The sequence below is a fragment of the Marimonas arenosa genome (assembly GCF_030848945.1).
Taxonomy (GTDB): domain Bacteria; phylum Pseudomonadota; class Alphaproteobacteria; order Rhodobacterales; family Rhodobacteraceae; genus Marimonas; species Marimonas arenosa.
In genome coordinates, this window is sequence record NZ_JANHAX010000007.1 from 18,810 (window position 1) to 32,788 (window position 13,979).

Below are 13,979 nucleotides of genomic sequence, written 5' to 3' on the forward strand. Positions count from 1 at the left end.
GTCGCGCCCGCCTTGCGCTAGGTCAATAAGCTGAAATCGGCCTATGCGGTGGCGACCGGTCGGGCAGGTCGGCCGCTGTCAAGTCACCCGTCGCGCCGTCAGCCATGCCGCCCAGTCCGCCGCCGAACCGTTGAACAGGTTGAGATCGACCTCGTCCAGGAAGCCGGGCACCAGGCCGGTGCCGGAATACTGCCAGAAGCGCCAGCGCTGGCCGGGATAAACCTCGGAAAGCGGCTTGGCGGTGGAGCGCAGCCAGAACTCCACCGCCCGGAGCTTGCCGATCCCGGTCTGCCGGTAGAACTCGGGCGTGGTGTAGACCACCGGGCGCTGGCCGTAATGCGCCTCGAGCGCGGCAAGGAAGATGCGGGCTTCGCGGCGCACCACGGCGCCCTCGGGGCGGTGCGTGCAGGTCGGTGAAAACGGGTTCCATTCGAGATCGAGCACCGGCGGCAACATGCCGGGGGTTTTCGGCACGTTGCGGATGAACCAGCGCGCCTGCACCTCGGCCGGGGTGCAGAAATAGAAGAAATGGTAGGCACTGGTCGGGATGCCCGCGGCGCGGGCGCCTCGCCAGTGACTGTCGAACATCGGGTCGGTGCGGTCGCCGCCCTCGGTAGCCTTGAGGAAGGCGAAGTTGACGCCGGCAGCGCGGGCGGTGGGCCAGTCTGCGGCGTCCTGAAAGCGGGCGGCGTCGATGCCGTGGACCGGGTAACGCGCCGGTTTGCGGCCGGGGAAATCGACCGGATCGCTGTCGCCGAAGTCGGGACGTATGACCGCGGGCATGGCCAGGGATGCCGGCGCCGGGCCGGCTGGAGGTGGCGCGGTGCGCTGCGATCCGGTCGCACAGGCCGACAGGGCGAGGCCGGACAGCGTCAGGCAGAGGGTGCGGCGCGTGAGCATGGCTCTTCCCGGGGCTCAAGGGTCATGCCGGCAGCTTGCCCCGGTGCCGGGGCGGCTTTCAAGCCCGTCGCACGATCGTTGCGCCGGGTTGGCGGTCAGTTGCCACGCGGGACGAAATCGGCCGGGGTCACAACGCCGTCGCTGTCGCGGTCCAGGCCGGCGAACCAGCCCGGCACGGCGGACATGAACTCGTCGCGGCTGACGGCACCGTCGCCATCGGCGTCGGTGACTTCGCGGAGCATGCCATTCGCCGGGCTGTTGCGCCCTTGTCCCCGCCCCAGCCCGTTGGCCTGCATGTCGGCGGCGCGGGCCTCGTCGAACAGATCGTGTTCACCGGCCGACAGGATATCGTCTTCGTTTTCATCGAAGGTGGTAAAGATGTCGCCGCGGCGTTCGGTGGCCTCTGCCAAGGTGACCGCGCCGTCGCCGTCGAGGTCCCACATCTCGACGAAATGCGCGCCGGGCTGGCCTTGTTGTGCCTGGGCCATGACGCCCAGGGAAATGACGGCAACGGTCAAGGCGATGCGGATCATGGGTTTCTCCTTTGTTGATCGGGTCACGCGGGTTGTACGGTGGAGGGCGGTTGTTCCGTCGTGTCGCTGCCGCCTCAGCCCGGGCGGCGGGCGACGAAGCCGAGATTGTTGGCCGGCATTTCCACCACCTGCACCAGCTCGAGGAAATTCTCGTGCAGCCAGTCGATCACGTCCCAGTCGTCCTTGTAGCCGATCTCGGGGTCCTGAGCGCGCAGGCTGGTGTCAAACCGCGTATCGCCGTCCGATGTGGTTTCGCCGTCGCGCAGGAAGGGGCCGTATAGGATCAAAATCCCGCCGGGCGCCAGTGCCTGCGCTGCCTCGGAGATGAGAATTCTGGCCTCGGGTTCGGAGATGAGATGCAGGAGATTGGACAGGAAGACCAGCGACTGGCCGCCGTGGGAGGCCGCCCATCCGGGGTGGGTGGCGTCGAGCGGGATGGCCGGAGCGACATTCGAGAGCCCCTCGCTGCGGGCCCAGGCATCGACCGAGGCGCGGCGGTCGGCGTCGATGTCCGAAGGCTGCCAGGCGAGACCCGGCAAGCGGCGGGCAAGCGCCACGCTGTGTTGGCCGGTGCCTGACGCGATCTCAAGCGCCGTGCCCGTCTCGGGGGCGTGGGCCGCCACCAGATCGCAGATCGGCCCGGCATTGCGCTCGGCCGAGGGCGCGTGCAGGCGGCCATCCTCGCCCGGCGTGGCGACCGAGGCGCTGTCGGGCAGGTTCAGGCGTTTGGGCATGGCAGGCTCCGTGGCTTCATCTTGCTGAAAATACTCGATACCTGCCCGTTGCCTCAAGCGAAACGGGCCGGCGAAAGGGCGGCGGCCAGTTGCGGGTCGAGCGCGGGCGGACGCCCGAGGATCAGGTCGGCCACCAACTGGCTGGCGGCGGGGGCGGTCTGGAAACCGTAGCCGCCCTGACCCGCCGACCAGAAGAAGGAGGGGTCCTGTGGCGCCGCCCCCAGCACCAGCGCGCGGTCGGGCGAGAACGTCCTGAGACCGGCCCAGTTGGCGGTGATGCGGGTGACGGGCGCGGTCACCATCTCCTCGTAGCGGGCCAGCCCCTCGGCCAACACCATGTCGTCGGCCCAGGCGTCGGTCGGCTCGACCGGGTCTTCCTCGGCGGGCGAGACCAGGAGCTGACCGGCATCGGGCTTGGCATACCAGCGTTCGCCGGTGCCGAAGAACATCGGCCAGCGGGCCACGTCATGTCCGCCGGGCGCGGGAATGCGGGCCATTGAACGACGGCAGGGAACAAGGCTCAGCGGCGCAATCCCGGCCATTCGTGCCACCTGGTCGGCCCAGGCGCCGGCGGCATCAACGACGACATCGGCCTGGTGGACCGCGTTGCCGGCGGTGATTTGCCAGCGGCCGGGCTTTTCGATGGCTGTCACCGGGGCGTTCAGGTGAATCGTGCCGCCATGGCCGCGGATCGTGCGGGCGAAATCCTGCAGCATCCGGTCGGTGTCGAGGTCATAGGCGGCTTGGTGATAGGCGGCGAAGGCCACGGTGTCGGGGTTGAGGATCGGCACAAGGGCGATGGCCTCGGCCGGGCTGATCTCCGCCATCTTCATCGCCGCGTTTTCGGCCTCGAACGTCGCGCGCTCATGGACGCGGGCGGCGAACAGGATGCCGCGGGGCGAGGTATAGCCGCCGTTTTCGCCGTGGTGGAACGCGGCGCTGGCCAGGTTGAGCTGGATCGTCGTCGGCAGGCCGTACTGCGCCTCGAACATCGCCGCGGACCGGCCCGAGGCGTGATAGCCGAGCGCGGCTTCGGCCTCGAGCAGGGTGACGCTGGCATGCGGGGCGAGGCGGGCGCCGGCGGAAAGCCCGGCGATGCCGCCGCCGATGATAACGATATCGCTCATTGTTCTTCGATCCGGTCGGTTGCGGGAGGCGGGGTGGGCGTAAGCGCGGCGAGACGGTCATAGAGCGCGTGGTCCATTTTGAACCGCGTTGCGGCGAGCGACGGGGCGAGCTGATCCGGCGCCGACGCGGAAAGGATCGGCATCGGGCGGGAGGGATGGCGGGCAGCCCAGGCGGCGGCCAGCGTGGCAGGATGGGTGCCAAGCTCAGCGGCGATCCGGGCCACGTGCTGCGCCGCTTCGTGCATGAAACCGGGGGCATAGCGGGCGACATAGCGGTCGTCCTCGGTCAGCCGCCCGGTGCCGCCGGCAACGTATTTACCGGTCAGCAGCCCGCCACCTAGCGGCGAATAGGGTGCGCAGGCGATCCCTACGGCGGCGCACATCGGCAAGAGTTCGACCTCGGCCTGGCGTTTCACCAGCGAATACATCGGCTGGATGATGTCGACGCCGTGGCCCATGCCACGCAGCAGGGCGTGGGCCTTCATCACCTGCCAAGCGGCAAAGTTCGACACGCCGATGAACCGAATTGCGCCGGTTTCCTTCAGTCCGGCCAGGACTTCGAGTTGGGTTTCGAGCGGGGTTTCGGCGTCGAAGCGGTGAAGATAGAGGATGTCGACCACCTCCATGCCGAGCCGTTTGCGGGAGAGGTCGAAATCGGCGCGCAGCCGTTCCGGGCCGGTGCCGTCACGGTAGCCGATCTTGGTGGCGATCACGAGACGATCACGCATCGGTCCGGCGAGGTCCCCGAGGATCTCTTCCGAGCGGCCGCCGGTGTAGAGATGGGCGGTGTCGAAATGGGTGAGGCCGGCGGCGCAGGCGGCTTCGAACATCGCGGCCGAGGCGGCGGCGTCGGCTTTGCCGCCGAACTGCATCGTACCGAAAGCGAAACGGCTGATGGGGCTGCCGTCGAGAGAGGTGATCTTGGTCATGGGCGCGACATTTGCATGGCACGCGGGCGGGGAAAAGAGTGTCCGTGACCAGGCAGGCGAGGTTTGTCCGGAGATCAGGGCCGGCGCGGCGTGCGCCCGGGTGTCAGGTCGTGAGGCCCGCGTCTTGAGCGTTGCGCGTTCAGCCGGTTTTGAGACCGGTTGCAGCGTGACTTGCCGCCGACCGCCGCCAAACGCCGCAGGTTTGTGCAGAGTGCATTGCCTTTGCGGCGGTTTGCGCTACCCTGTGCGCTCGAACCGCGGCAGGAAAAGGCAGGCATTGCCCCATGAAACGCATACTGACAGCAGTCATCGCGGCGCTCGCGATGCAGTTTCCGCCGGCGCCGGTTTCGGCCCAGGGCCTGGCCGGGCCCTATCTGGCCGGGCGGCAGGCGCGCTATTCCGGCGATTTCCAGGCCGCGGCCGAGTATTACACCCAGGCGCTGGCCCGCGACCCATCGAACCCGCAGCTGATGGAGGCCACGGTGCTGGCGTTTCTGTCGCTGGGCCGGATCGACCGCGCCTTGCCTGTGGCCACAGCGATGGAAACGGAAGAACTGACAAGCCAGCTTTCCCAGATGGTGCTGCTGGCCGACGAGGCCTGGAACGGGCGCTATGACGAGCTGATCGCCCGGATCGAGGACAAGCGCGGCATCGGTCCGCTGGTCGACGGGCTGATCGCGGCCTGGGCGCAGATTGGCAACGGGGCGATGTCGGAGGCGATTGTGCTGTTCGATGCCGCCGCCGCGGAACCCGGCCAGCGCGGCTTTGCGCTTTATCACAAGGCGCTGGCGCTGGCCATGGTCGGCGATTTCGAGAGTGCCGAGGAGATCCTTGGTGCCACTGGGCCGGGCTCGGCGGTGCAGACCCGGCGCGGGGTGATCGCGCGGATCGAGGTGTTGAGCCAGCTCGAGCAGAACGACACTGCGCTCGAGGTGCTGGAGCAGAGCTTCGGCGCCACGCTGGATCCCGAACTGACGGCGCTGCGTGACGCGCTCAAAGCCGATGAGACCCTGGCCTTCGACATCGTCGGCTCGGCCCGCGACGGCATTGCCGAGGTGCTTTACTCCGTGGCCGGCGCGCTCAAGGGGGAGGCGCGCGACGCCGACACTATCCTGTTCGCCCGTCTGGCGGAGTATCTCCGCCCCGGTCATGTCGACGCGATCCTGCTGACAGCCGAGATCCTCGACGACATGGAACAGTTTGATCTCGCCACCCAGACCTATCGCAAGGTGCCACGCGACGATCCGGCCTATCACGCCGCCGAGCTTGGCCGGGCCGATGCGCTGCGCAAGGCTGACAAGCCCGACGCTGCCATCGAGGTGCTGGAGCAGCTGGCCAAGTCCCATGGCGAGTTGCCGGTGGTGCACAACACGCTGGGCGATCTGCTGCGCACGCTCAACCGCTATGACGAAGCGATCGTGGCCTATGACCGGGCGCTGACGCTGTATCCCGAGCAGGAGGCGGGCCAGTGGTTCGTTTACTACGCCCGTGGCATCTGCCATGAGCGCACCGGGGACTGGCCGAAGGCCGAGGCGGATTTCCGTAAAGCGCTGGAAATCGATCCGGACCGGCCGGAAGTACTCAACTATCTCGGTTATTCGCTGGTCGAGAAGAGCGACAAGCTCGACGAGGCATTGGAGCTGATCGAGCGCGCCGTCGCGGCGCGGCCCGACAGTGGCTATATCGTCGATAGCCTGGGCTGGGCACTCTACCGGTTGGGCCGCTACGAAGAGGCGGTCGAGCACATGGAGCGTGCCGCCGAACTGATGTCGGTCGATCCCATCGTCAACGACCACCTCGGCGATGTCTACTGGGCCGTGGGCCGCACACGCGAGGCCGAGTTCCAGTGGAAGCGGGCGCTGAGCTTCGTCGATTACGGCGATACCGCCGAGGATGCAGACCCCGACCGCATCCGCCGCAAGATCGAGGTCGGGCTCGATAAGGTGCTGGCGGAAGAGGGTGCGCCACCGCTGAAGGTGGCCGGCGAGGATGGCTGACGCCGGCGGGCCGGGACACGCGCCCGGTTTCGGGCCTGGGTTTGCACCCGCTAAAGTCAATCTCACGCTGCATGTCACGGCACAGCGGGCGGACGGACTGCACGAGCTCGACAGTCTGGTGGCCTTCGCCGATATCGGAGATCGGCTGGAGCTTGCGGCGGCGGGGCGGCCGTTGCTTTCTGTGACAGGGCCGATGGCCGAGGGTGTCCCGTTCGACGAAAGCAACCTCGTGCTGCGGGCCGCAGAGTGGATGGGCGAGAGCGCCGCTTTCACGCTGGAAAAACACCTGCCCGCAGCAGCCGGGATCGGCGGGGGATCGTCGGATGCGGCGGCGGGGCTGCGCTTGCTGGCGGAACGGAGCGGGCGGCCCGTGCCGCCGGGATCGGAGGTGCTGGGCGCCGATGTGCCGGTTTGCCTGCATGCCCGGGCGATGCGGATGCGCGGCATCGGCGAGCGTTTGGCGCCGGTGAACCTGCCGGTGCTGCCGGCCCTGCTGGTCAATCCGCGGGTCGCGGTGCCGACCGGGGCGGTTTTCGCCGGCTTGTCATCGAAGACCCACCCGCCGATGCCGGAAGTGATCCCGGAGTTTGATGCCGTGCGGGACGCGGTGGGCTGGATCGCCCGGCAACGCAACGATCTCGAGGCGCCCGCAATCGAGATTGCGCCGGTGATCGGTGAGGTGTTGGACCGGTTGGCGGTGCTGCCGGGGGCATTGCTGGCGCGGATGTCCGGCTCGGGGGCGACCTGTTTCGCCCTGTTCGAAGGCGTCGATCAGGCGAAGGCGGCCGAACGGGCGATCCGCGCTGCGCGGCCGGCTTGGTGGAGCGTTGCGACGCGGCTGTTCTGAGGTCACGCGTGTCGGGGCGGATCGCTCGGCTCGCCTCAGGATTGTCGAATGCCCACGCGGCCTCGTCCTTGCCGGGTTGTCCAGAGCCGACCAGGATTTGAGCACAACCGCGTCAAATCCGCCGGATTTCGCACCTCGCCCCCGCGTCCCCCTTGAAGACGCAGGCATAAGCGTTACTCTCTCATTCAAGCAAAAGGGAGACCCCGAGATGCCCAAGCTGATCCGCATGTATATCATCAATGTCGCCATCGGTTTCGCGATCGCCGCGGCCTTCGTCGCGATGCTGCTGTATTTCAACATCGCGAATCTGTGGCATCTGGTCAGTCACTCCGACAAGGGCTGGCTGGCGGTGCTGATCCTGTGGATCTCGAACGGCATCATCTTCGCCGGCGTGCAGTTTGGCATCGCGGTGATGCGGATGAAGGACGATGACGACGACGGCCCCGGTGGCGGGTTGCGCGAGCGTGTCGCACCGCCGACGCCGCAGCCGGCCCTGGTGCGCGTGGCCGCCCACAAGCCACGGCGCTGAACCGGTTCTCAACACCTCGATCGCGCGCTCTTTCGGGCGCGCGTTTTCGTTTGCGGGAGGGGGAAGCGGCGGAACCACCCGGACCGTGGGGTTATCTCATTCCCGAGGACCTGTTTGCACAGGTGGGCGCCAGGTAACGAGGCCACGACCCCGACAGAGCCAGCTCCCTCGGAAGTATTTAAGGCCACCGGAATGCAACCGTGTCACGAGAGGGGCAGAACCGCCAAGTTGCGAGATAAGCGCCCGCGGGCCGCGCGGCAAGGGCGCTTTGTTCAAATCAGCGGGTTTCCGGCGTAGGTGTGCCGCCGGAGAGATGTTCGCGCAGCGAATGCTCGAAATATTTCTGCCATCCGCGGGTGCAGACATCGCGACACGCCATCGCGGCGTTGAGACCCGCATGGGTGAGCGTAATGCGGCTGCCGTCACGGTCCGGCGCGATGTGCCACAACAGGCGGCTGCCTTGCCATTCGGCTGCATCGGTGACGTCCTCGATCACCATATGCGCCTCGGTGCACAGCCATTGATATTCGCCGGCGCGGTCGCTCTCGCGGAACTCGAACCGCGCGCGGCTCGGTCCGAAATGCACCGTGACGCCGGTGTCGCTGCGGTTCACGCGATTGCTCCACCAAGCGTCCATCTGGTCGAAAATCGCCCGGCGGGCGGCCTCGGGTGCGACCGGCACGCGGATCGTGGCAGAATAATCGCCGGCCTCCGCCGTGGCGGCGAGCCGCCGCAGGTTTGCGAGGAATCCATGCCAGCCGCTGTCCAGCGCAACGACGAGGCCAAACGCGTCGCGCGCCTCCGGTAGCCCGGAATGGGTGAGCGTGAGCCGGGTGCCGCCCGGAACCTCTTCCAGCGCCCATTCCACCGTGGTCATCGCACCCTGCACCGGCCCGACGGTGAAATCCCAGCGCATGTATTCGGGCGGGCGCATCTCGATCACCTTGCCCCAGCACATCCGTTCGCCGTCCCTCTGGCTGACCAGCGTGTAGTCTTCGCCTTGCTCGAGATCGGCCAAGGCCGGGTGGAACCACAGATCGAGCAGATCGGCACGGGTGAGATAGCGCCACACGGTCTCGCGACCGGCGGCGATGAAGATTGATTTGCGGATCGTCGTGTCAGTCATCACCTGACTCCCCGGTTTCGATGGCGGTTTTCAGTTCGTCAAGGCGGGCGTCCCAGAACCGGTCGAAGAAGGAAAGCCAGTCGTGTACCGGCTCGAGGCCCTCCGGGCGCAGCGCGTTGAGCGTTTCGCGCCCCTGGCGGCGCACGCGGATCAACGCGCCCTCTTCGAGGATGGTGAGATGCTTGCGCACCGCGGCGCGGGTCATGTCGAAGCGCTGCGACACTTCTGCCACGCTCATCTCGCGTTCGCTGAGCAGGCGGAGAATGCTGCGGCGGGTCGGATCCGACAAGGCGCGGAAGGCAGGTTGCGGCGGCATGGGCATCCCTTCATGATACCAAAAGGTTTTACGTTAATATGATACTTTTTGGTATCACGTCAAGCCGCATCCTCCATTGCGTTGAGTTTCATGGCCCGGCAAGAATACGATCTTGTCAAGTGTTCATCTTTTGTTCATTCTTTGCCCATGGACGATACGCTTGTTTCCCAGCTCCAGCCCGGCCAGCTTCTGGCACGCGGCGTCTGCCGGCATCTCGGCAGCCACAACTTTGTCGCGGTCGAGGAATTCGTGCCCGAACGCGGCAAGCGGGTGGACGTGATGGCGTTGGGCCCGAAGGGCGAAATCTGGGTGATCGAGTGCAAGTCGAGCCGGGTGGATTTTACCTCGGACCAAAAATGGGACGGCTACCTGGAATGGTGCGACCGCTATTTCTGGGCGGTGGACGTGGATTTCCCGACCGAACTGCTGCCTGACGATACCGGGCTGATCATCGCCGATGCCTACAATGCCGAGATCATCCGCCTGGGACCGGAGGAGAAACTCGCCCCGGCGCGGCGCAAGGCTCTGACGCTGCGTTTTGCCCGTCATGCGGCGCGGCGGCTGCACGGGTATCGCGACCCGCGGCTTTAGGGGGATTTCTTGCGGGTGCGGGCGGCCTTGGCGGCGGCGAGGATTTCCTCGGCGATTTCCTCGGCCTCTTCCGGATCGAAATCCATCGGAATCTCGATTTTGCCGGCCTCGATGAAAAGCCGCACCATGCCGCGGTCGGTCGGGCCGATCTGCAGGTTTGCCTCGATGTCCTTGTCGTCGTTGATACCCATGGGTCCGGCCCTCCTGACTGTGCGTTTCGGGTAGCGATTTTACGCTTGTGATGCAAGCACCCGGCGCCCATTCTGCGGCTATGGGCGAGGTGATCCTGCGAGACCTGGAGATCGGCGATGCCGGCTGGCTGATCGAACAGCACGGCTTGCTTTATGCCAGCGAAGAAGGGTTCGACAGAACCTTCGAGGCGCTGGTGGCCGAGATCCTGGCCGATTTCATCCGTAACCGCGATCCCGGTTGTGAACGGGGCTGGATCGCCGAGCAGGATGGCCGGCGGCTGGGCTCGGTGTTCTGCGTGCGGCTGGACCAGGAGACCGCCAAACTGCGGCTCTTTCTGCTGGTGCCCGAGGCACGGGGCAAGGGGCTGGGCAAGCGGCTGCTGGCGGCCTGCATGGACTATGCCCGGGCGCGGGGCTATCGCCGGATGCAGCTGTGGACCCATGAAAGCCACCGTGCTGCCTGCGCGCTCTATGCCGCGGCGGGCTGGCGCTGCGTGTCGTCGAAAGAGGTGCGCAATTTCGGGGTCGATCTGATCGAGCAGAGCTGGGACGTCGACCTGTGAGCCGCCCGCTCGGGCTGGCGGCGGCGGCGCTGACCGGGGTGCAGGTGGGGGTGGCGCTGACGCTTGCAGGCATCACGCTGGCGTTGACCGGGCAACGCGGAAGATGAGGAAAACCGGGGCTGAAGGCTCATGAAAGGGTCTTGCATTCGCCGCCCCGGAAAGTTACATCGCCCTCCAGTGCCGCCTTAGCTCAGTTGGTTAGAGCGCTGGATTGTGGATCCAGAGGTCCCCTGTTCAAGCCAGGGAGGCGGTACCATCACTCACCCGCGATAACCTCGATTTCCTGAACAAGGGTTCCGGTCGTCGGGTTGTAGATCAGGATGCGGTCGTCGTCGGTCACCACGGCGAACCAGGTGTCCGACTGGGTGAAGGCGGTTGCCTTGGCCCCGTCGGGCAGCACGATGCGGTCGGGCAGGTCGGGGCGGGTTTCCGAGAACTTGATGACAAAAAGCGCGATGATCACTAGAAGGCCGAGGATCATCGTCGCCGTCAGCACGGTGACCAGCAGGCGCAGGAACTTCAGCGTCTTCGCATCGACCGGCTGAGGAGTGTCATCCATTGTCGTCAAACCTTGTCACCTTCCGGATCGCTGCCGATCCGCCTGCGCGCCTTGATAAGGCGCTTTCGCGAGATGTGCCAGAGGCGGCCGCGTTGTCGCGCACGCGGCTTGCCCGGCTGGTGGCCGAGGGCGCGGTGCGGGTGAATGGCGCGGTCGAGGCAAACCCCAAGGCCCGGGTGGCAGACGGCGATGTGGTGGAGATCACGCTGGCGGTGGCGGAGAAAAGCCATATCGGGCCCGAGGAGATCGCGCTCGACGTGGTTTACGAGGATGACGAGCTGGTCGTGATCAACAAGCCGGCCGGCCTGGTGGTGCATCCCGCCCCCGGAACGCCCGGCGGCACGCTGGTCAACGCGCTGTTGCATCATTGCGGTCAAAGCCTGTCGGGCGTGGGCGGGGTGGCGCGACCGGGGATCGTGCACCGGATCGACAAGGACACCAGCGGCCTTTTGGTGGTGGCGAAAAGCGACCGCGCCCATCAGGGTCTGGCGGATCAGTTCGAGAAACATACGATCGAGCGGCACTACCTGGCGCTGGTCCATGGCGTGCCCGACGCCAACGACCCGCGGTTGCGCGGCATCCCGGGGGTGAGTTTCGAGCCGGGCAACATCCTCAAGATCACCACCCGGCTGGCGCGGCACAAGCATGACCGGCAGAAACAGGCGGTGCTGTTCGACGGCGGCCGGCACGCGGTGACACGAGCACGGATCGCCGAGAGCTTCGGCAACCCGCCGGTGCTGGCGCTGATGAACTGCTGGCTGGAGACGGGCCGGACCCACCAGATCCGGGTGCACATGGCCCATGCCGGGCACGGGCTGGTGGGCGATCCGGTCTATGGCGGGCGGCGCAGGATCGCGGAAAAGGCGCTGTCGCCGGCGGCGGTGGCGGCGGTGAAGGCGTTCCCGCGCCAGGCGCTGCATGCCGCAACGCTGGGTTTCGTTCACCCTGTGAGTGGCGCAGAGTTGCAGTTCGAAGCGCCGCTGCCGGCAGACATGGCGGCGCTTCTGGCGGTGCTGCGCGGCTGATGGCTCCGGGGGTGCGGAGGCCCCGGATCGGGTCCGGGGCGGAGCGTGCCCGTTTCAGGCGGCAGGGCGTTTCGCCGAGGCGATCAGCAGCCACAGCATCAGCGCAGTTTCGGCCACCAGAGGGACCAGATAGGCCGGTTGCATCGCGGCGTTCAAATCAGGCCACACGAACCGCGTCAGGCTGCCGGCCAGGTAAACCAGCCCGGCCGCGCCGATGCCGCCGGCGATCAGCCGCGGCACCCCGGCGCGGCAGAGCAAGCCGGCCATCAGGAGCGCGTTGATGCCGAAGAAGAACAGTCCCAGGTCATAGCCCGCGGCATGGCGGGCCAGAAGGGGAAGAGGATCGTCTCCCGCCGCCACCGCCTGCTGGGCGGCGTAGAGTGTCATCAAACCGGCAGCGATCACCGCCGCCTGCATCAGCCGGAACACCATCGCCATCAGGGCCCGGGTCTCGTCGACCCGGCGCAGCAGGCGATAGAACAGCACCGCCAGTCCGACGTCGCAGGCGGCCATTGCAAGGTCGAAGCCCAGCGACAGCCGGAAGCGTGTGGCTTGCTCGGCGATTGCCGCGGCCGTGGCGGCACCGTCCGCCCAGTCGATCAGCCCGCCGCGCAGCAGCGCCTCGCTGCTCACGCCCAGCAGGATGATGCCGAGATAGAGCAGACCGGCTGCCCTCAAAAGGGGTCTTTCCGTCATGATATCCATATCCGTGTCGGCCATGTTGGGCCTCCTGTCCTGTTCGCGCGCGTAACGTAGCACCGTTTCAGGATGAAGAGGTAACGCATGCAGGAAGCGGCAAAAATGCTAAAAAAATGTATTCGAACCATGCAAAAACGTATGGTTTGCGAAAAATTGCCGGTTTTCCTGTCATATTCAGCACATGCGTGTGATCCATGCTGCTTCTGCGACGTAGAAACCTTAGTGTTTCGTTAAAGATATGCGTCTATCGGGCTTGAAACCCCCGCGACGCGACCATATGTGAATGTTAAGCATATAAACATTAGAGGGAAGAGGCGACACATGAGCAACTATGCAAATCTCCCGGCACCGACGCCTGAGGGCGGCCTGAATCGTTACTTGCAGGAAATCCGGAAGTTTCCGCTTCTGGAGCCGGAAGAGGAATACATGCTCGCCAAACGCTGGGTCGAAGAGCAAGACACCGAAGCGGCGCACAAAATGGTGACGTCGCACCTGCGGCTCGCCGCCAAGATCGCGATGGGCTATCGCGGGTACGGCCTGCCTCAGGCCGAGGTGATTTCCGAAGCAAATGTCGGCCTGATGCAGGCGGTGAAGCGGTTCGATCCGGAAAAGGGCTTCCGGCTGGCCACCTACGCGATGTGGTGGATCCGGGCGTCGATCCAGGAATACATCCTGCGCTCGTGGAGCCTGGTGAAACTGGGCACGACCAGCGCCCAGAAGAAATTGTTCTTCAACCTGCGCAAGGCCAAGGCCCGCATCGGCGCGCTGGAAGACGGCGATATGCGCCCCGAGAATGTCGAACGCATCGCCCACGACCTGGGCGTGAGCGAAGACGAGGTGATCTCGATGAACCGGCGCCTGTCGGGCGGTGATGCCTCGCTCAACGCGACCGTCGGCCAGGAAGGCGAAGGTACGATGCAGTGGCAGGACTGGCTCGAGGACGAAGATGCCGACCAGGCCACCGACTACGAAGAGAAGGACGAGCTCGACGCCCGTCGCGCGTTGCTGGCGCAGGCGATGGAGGTTCTCAACGACCGCGAGAAGGACATCCTGACCCAGCGTCGGCTGAGCGAGGAGACGATCACGCTCGAGGATCTGTCGGGCCAGTACGACGTGAGCCGCGAGCGGATTCGGCAGATTGAGGTCCGCGCGTTCGAGAAGTTGCAGAAGCGCATGCGCGAACTGGCCGCCGAAAAGGGCATGATGTCTGCGGCATGATTTCATACCGTTGGGTCGCCTTAGTTTTGGAGCCGGCTTAGCACGCCCCGCCCGGACCTCCTCCTCCGGGCGGGGTTTTTTGTCACCACCGGCCG

Annotated in this window: 17 protein-coding genes, 1 tRNA gene and 1 other RNA gene; 8 read left to right on the plus strand and 11 right to left on the minus strand. The window is 66.1% G+C overall.

The window, feature by feature from the left end; all coding sequences use genetic code 11:
• Nucleotides 1-78: 78 nt before the first annotated feature.
• The 5 genes from NO357_RS18755 to NO357_RS18775 form a co-directional block, all read right to left on the minus strand.
• Nucleotides 79-900, minus strand: coding sequence for a glycoside hydrolase family 25 protein (locus tag NO357_RS18755; RefSeq protein WP_306737275.1), 822 nt, complete (start codon nucleotides 898-900; stop codon nucleotides 79-81).
• Between the two features lie 95 nt (nucleotides 901-995).
• The gene (locus NO357_RS18760) at nucleotides 996-1,433 is read right to left on the minus strand and encodes an EF-hand domain-containing protein (protein ID WP_306737276.1); all 438 of its coding nucleotides are present in this window, start codon (nucleotides 1,431-1,433) and stop codon (nucleotides 996-998) included.
• 74 nt (nucleotides 1,434-1,507) lie between these two features.
• Nucleotides 1,508-2,167: a DUF938 domain-containing protein gene (locus tag NO357_RS18765; RefSeq protein ID WP_306737277.1), complete on the minus strand. Its 660-nt coding sequence runs from the start codon at nucleotides 2,165-2,167 to the stop codon at nucleotides 1,508-1,510.
• Between the two features lie 53 nt (nucleotides 2,168-2,220).
• Nucleotides 2,221-3,294: an NAD(P)/FAD-dependent oxidoreductase gene (locus tag NO357_RS18770; RefSeq protein WP_306737278.1), complete on the minus strand. Its 1,074-nt coding sequence runs from the start codon at nucleotides 3,292-3,294 to the stop codon at nucleotides 2,221-2,223.
• Nucleotides 3,291-4,223 carry an aldo/keto reductase gene (locus tag NO357_RS18775; protein ID WP_306737280.1) on the minus strand — a complete coding sequence of 311 codons (933 nt, stop codon included), beginning with the start codon at nucleotides 4,221-4,223 and terminating at the stop codon, nucleotides 3,291-3,293. The genes NO357_RS18770 and NO357_RS18775 overlap by 4 nt, the downstream gene beginning before the upstream one ends.
• A gap of 284 nt (nucleotides 4,224-4,507) precedes the next feature.
• Here NO357_RS18775 and NO357_RS18780 point away from each other — a divergent pair, with 284 nt between their 5' ends.
• From NO357_RS18780 to NO357_RS18790, 3 genes are all read left to right on the plus strand, one after another.
• Nucleotides 4,508-6,220: a tetratricopeptide repeat protein gene (locus tag NO357_RS18780; RefSeq protein ID WP_306737282.1), complete on the plus strand. Its 1,713-nt coding sequence runs from the start codon at nucleotides 4,508-4,510 to the stop codon at nucleotides 6,218-6,220.
• On the plus strand, nucleotides 6,213-7,067 hold the full coding sequence (locus NO357_RS18785) for a 4-(cytidine 5'-diphospho)-2-C-methyl-D-erythritol kinase (RefSeq protein ID WP_306737283.1): 855 nt from the start codon (nucleotides 6,213-6,215) through the stop codon (nucleotides 7,065-7,067). Before NO357_RS18780 ends, NO357_RS18785 begins: the two co-directional genes overlap by 8 nt.
• 208 nt (nucleotides 7,068-7,275) lie before the next feature.
• Nucleotides 7,276-7,596, plus strand: coding sequence for a hypothetical protein (locus NO357_RS18790; protein WP_306737284.1), 321 nt, complete (start codon nucleotides 7,276-7,278; stop codon nucleotides 7,594-7,596).
• Between the two features lie 67 nt (nucleotides 7,597-7,663).
• On the opposite strand, the gene ssrS is transcribed toward NO357_RS18790, so the two are convergent.
• The 3 genes from ssrS to NO357_RS18800 form a co-directional block, all read right to left on the minus strand.
• A non-coding RNA gene (gene ssrS, locus NO357_RS21475) (6S RNA) lies at nucleotides 7,664-7,820 on the minus strand.
• 53 nt (nucleotides 7,821-7,873) lie between these two features.
• Nucleotides 7,874-8,722 carry an SRPBCC family protein gene (locus NO357_RS18795; RefSeq protein WP_306737285.1) on the minus strand — a complete coding sequence of 283 codons (849 nt, stop codon included), beginning with the start codon at nucleotides 8,720-8,722 and terminating at the stop codon, nucleotides 7,874-7,876.
• Nucleotides 8,715-9,038, minus strand: coding sequence for an ArsR/SmtB family transcription factor (locus tag NO357_RS18800; RefSeq protein ID WP_306737286.1), 324 nt, complete (start codon nucleotides 9,036-9,038; stop codon nucleotides 8,715-8,717). Before NO357_RS18800 ends, NO357_RS18795 begins: the two co-directional genes overlap by 8 nt.
• Before the next feature lie 147 nt (nucleotides 9,039-9,185).
• On the opposite strand from NO357_RS18800, the gene NO357_RS18805 reads away from it, so the two are divergent.
• The gene (locus NO357_RS18805) at nucleotides 9,186-9,629 is read left to right on the plus strand and encodes an MmcB family DNA repair protein (RefSeq protein ID WP_306737287.1); all 444 of its coding nucleotides are present in this window, start codon (nucleotides 9,186-9,188) and stop codon (nucleotides 9,627-9,629) included.
• On the opposite strand, the gene NO357_RS18810 is transcribed toward NO357_RS18805, so the two are convergent.
• Nucleotides 9,626-9,820, minus strand: a complete 195-nt coding sequence (locus NO357_RS18810) for a DUF6324 family protein (protein WP_306737288.1) — start codon at nucleotides 9,818-9,820, stop codon at nucleotides 9,626-9,628. The two genes, NO357_RS18805 and NO357_RS18810, sit on opposite strands and share 4 nt — an antisense overlap.
• Nucleotides 9,821-9,900: 80 nt before the next feature.
• Here NO357_RS18810 and NO357_RS18815 point away from each other — a divergent pair, with 80 nt between their 5' ends.
• Nucleotides 9,901-10,383 (plus strand): GNAT family N-acetyltransferase, encoded by a 483-nt coding sequence (locus NO357_RS18815; RefSeq protein WP_306737502.1) that lies wholly within the window; start codon nucleotides 9,901-9,903, stop codon nucleotides 10,381-10,383.
• A gap of 179 nt (nucleotides 10,384-10,562) precedes the next feature.
• Nucleotides 10,563-10,639, plus strand: a tRNA-His gene (locus NO357_RS18820).
• Here NO357_RS18820 and NO357_RS18825 read toward each other — a convergent pair.
• Complete coding sequence (locus tag NO357_RS18825) at nucleotides 10,640-10,942, minus strand: DUF6476 family protein (RefSeq protein ID WP_306737289.1); 303 nt, start codon at nucleotides 10,940-10,942, stop codon at nucleotides 10,640-10,642.
• Here NO357_RS18825 and NO357_RS18830 point away from each other — a divergent pair.
• On the plus strand, nucleotides 10,942-11,967 hold the full coding sequence (locus tag NO357_RS18830; RefSeq protein ID WP_306737290.1) for an RluA family pseudouridine synthase: 1,026 nt from the start codon (nucleotides 10,942-10,944) through the stop codon (nucleotides 11,965-11,967). The two genes, NO357_RS18825 and NO357_RS18830, sit on opposite strands and share 1 nt — an antisense overlap.
• Nucleotides 11,968-12,021: 54 nt before the next feature.
• Here NO357_RS18830 and NO357_RS18835 read toward each other — a convergent pair whose 3' ends face one another.
• Nucleotides 12,022-12,687: a DUF4386 domain-containing protein gene (locus NO357_RS18835; RefSeq protein WP_306737291.1), complete on the minus strand. Its 666-nt coding sequence runs from the start codon at nucleotides 12,685-12,687 to the stop codon at nucleotides 12,022-12,024.
• Between the two features lie 300 nt (nucleotides 12,688-12,987).
• On the opposite strand from NO357_RS18835, the gene rpoH reads away from it, so the two are divergent.
• Nucleotides 12,988-13,884 carry an RNA polymerase sigma factor RpoH gene (gene rpoH / locus NO357_RS18840; protein WP_306737292.1) on the plus strand — a complete coding sequence of 299 codons (897 nt, stop codon included), beginning with the start codon at nucleotides 12,988-12,990 and terminating at the stop codon, nucleotides 13,882-13,884.
• Nucleotides 13,885-13,979: the final 95 nt, after the last annotated feature.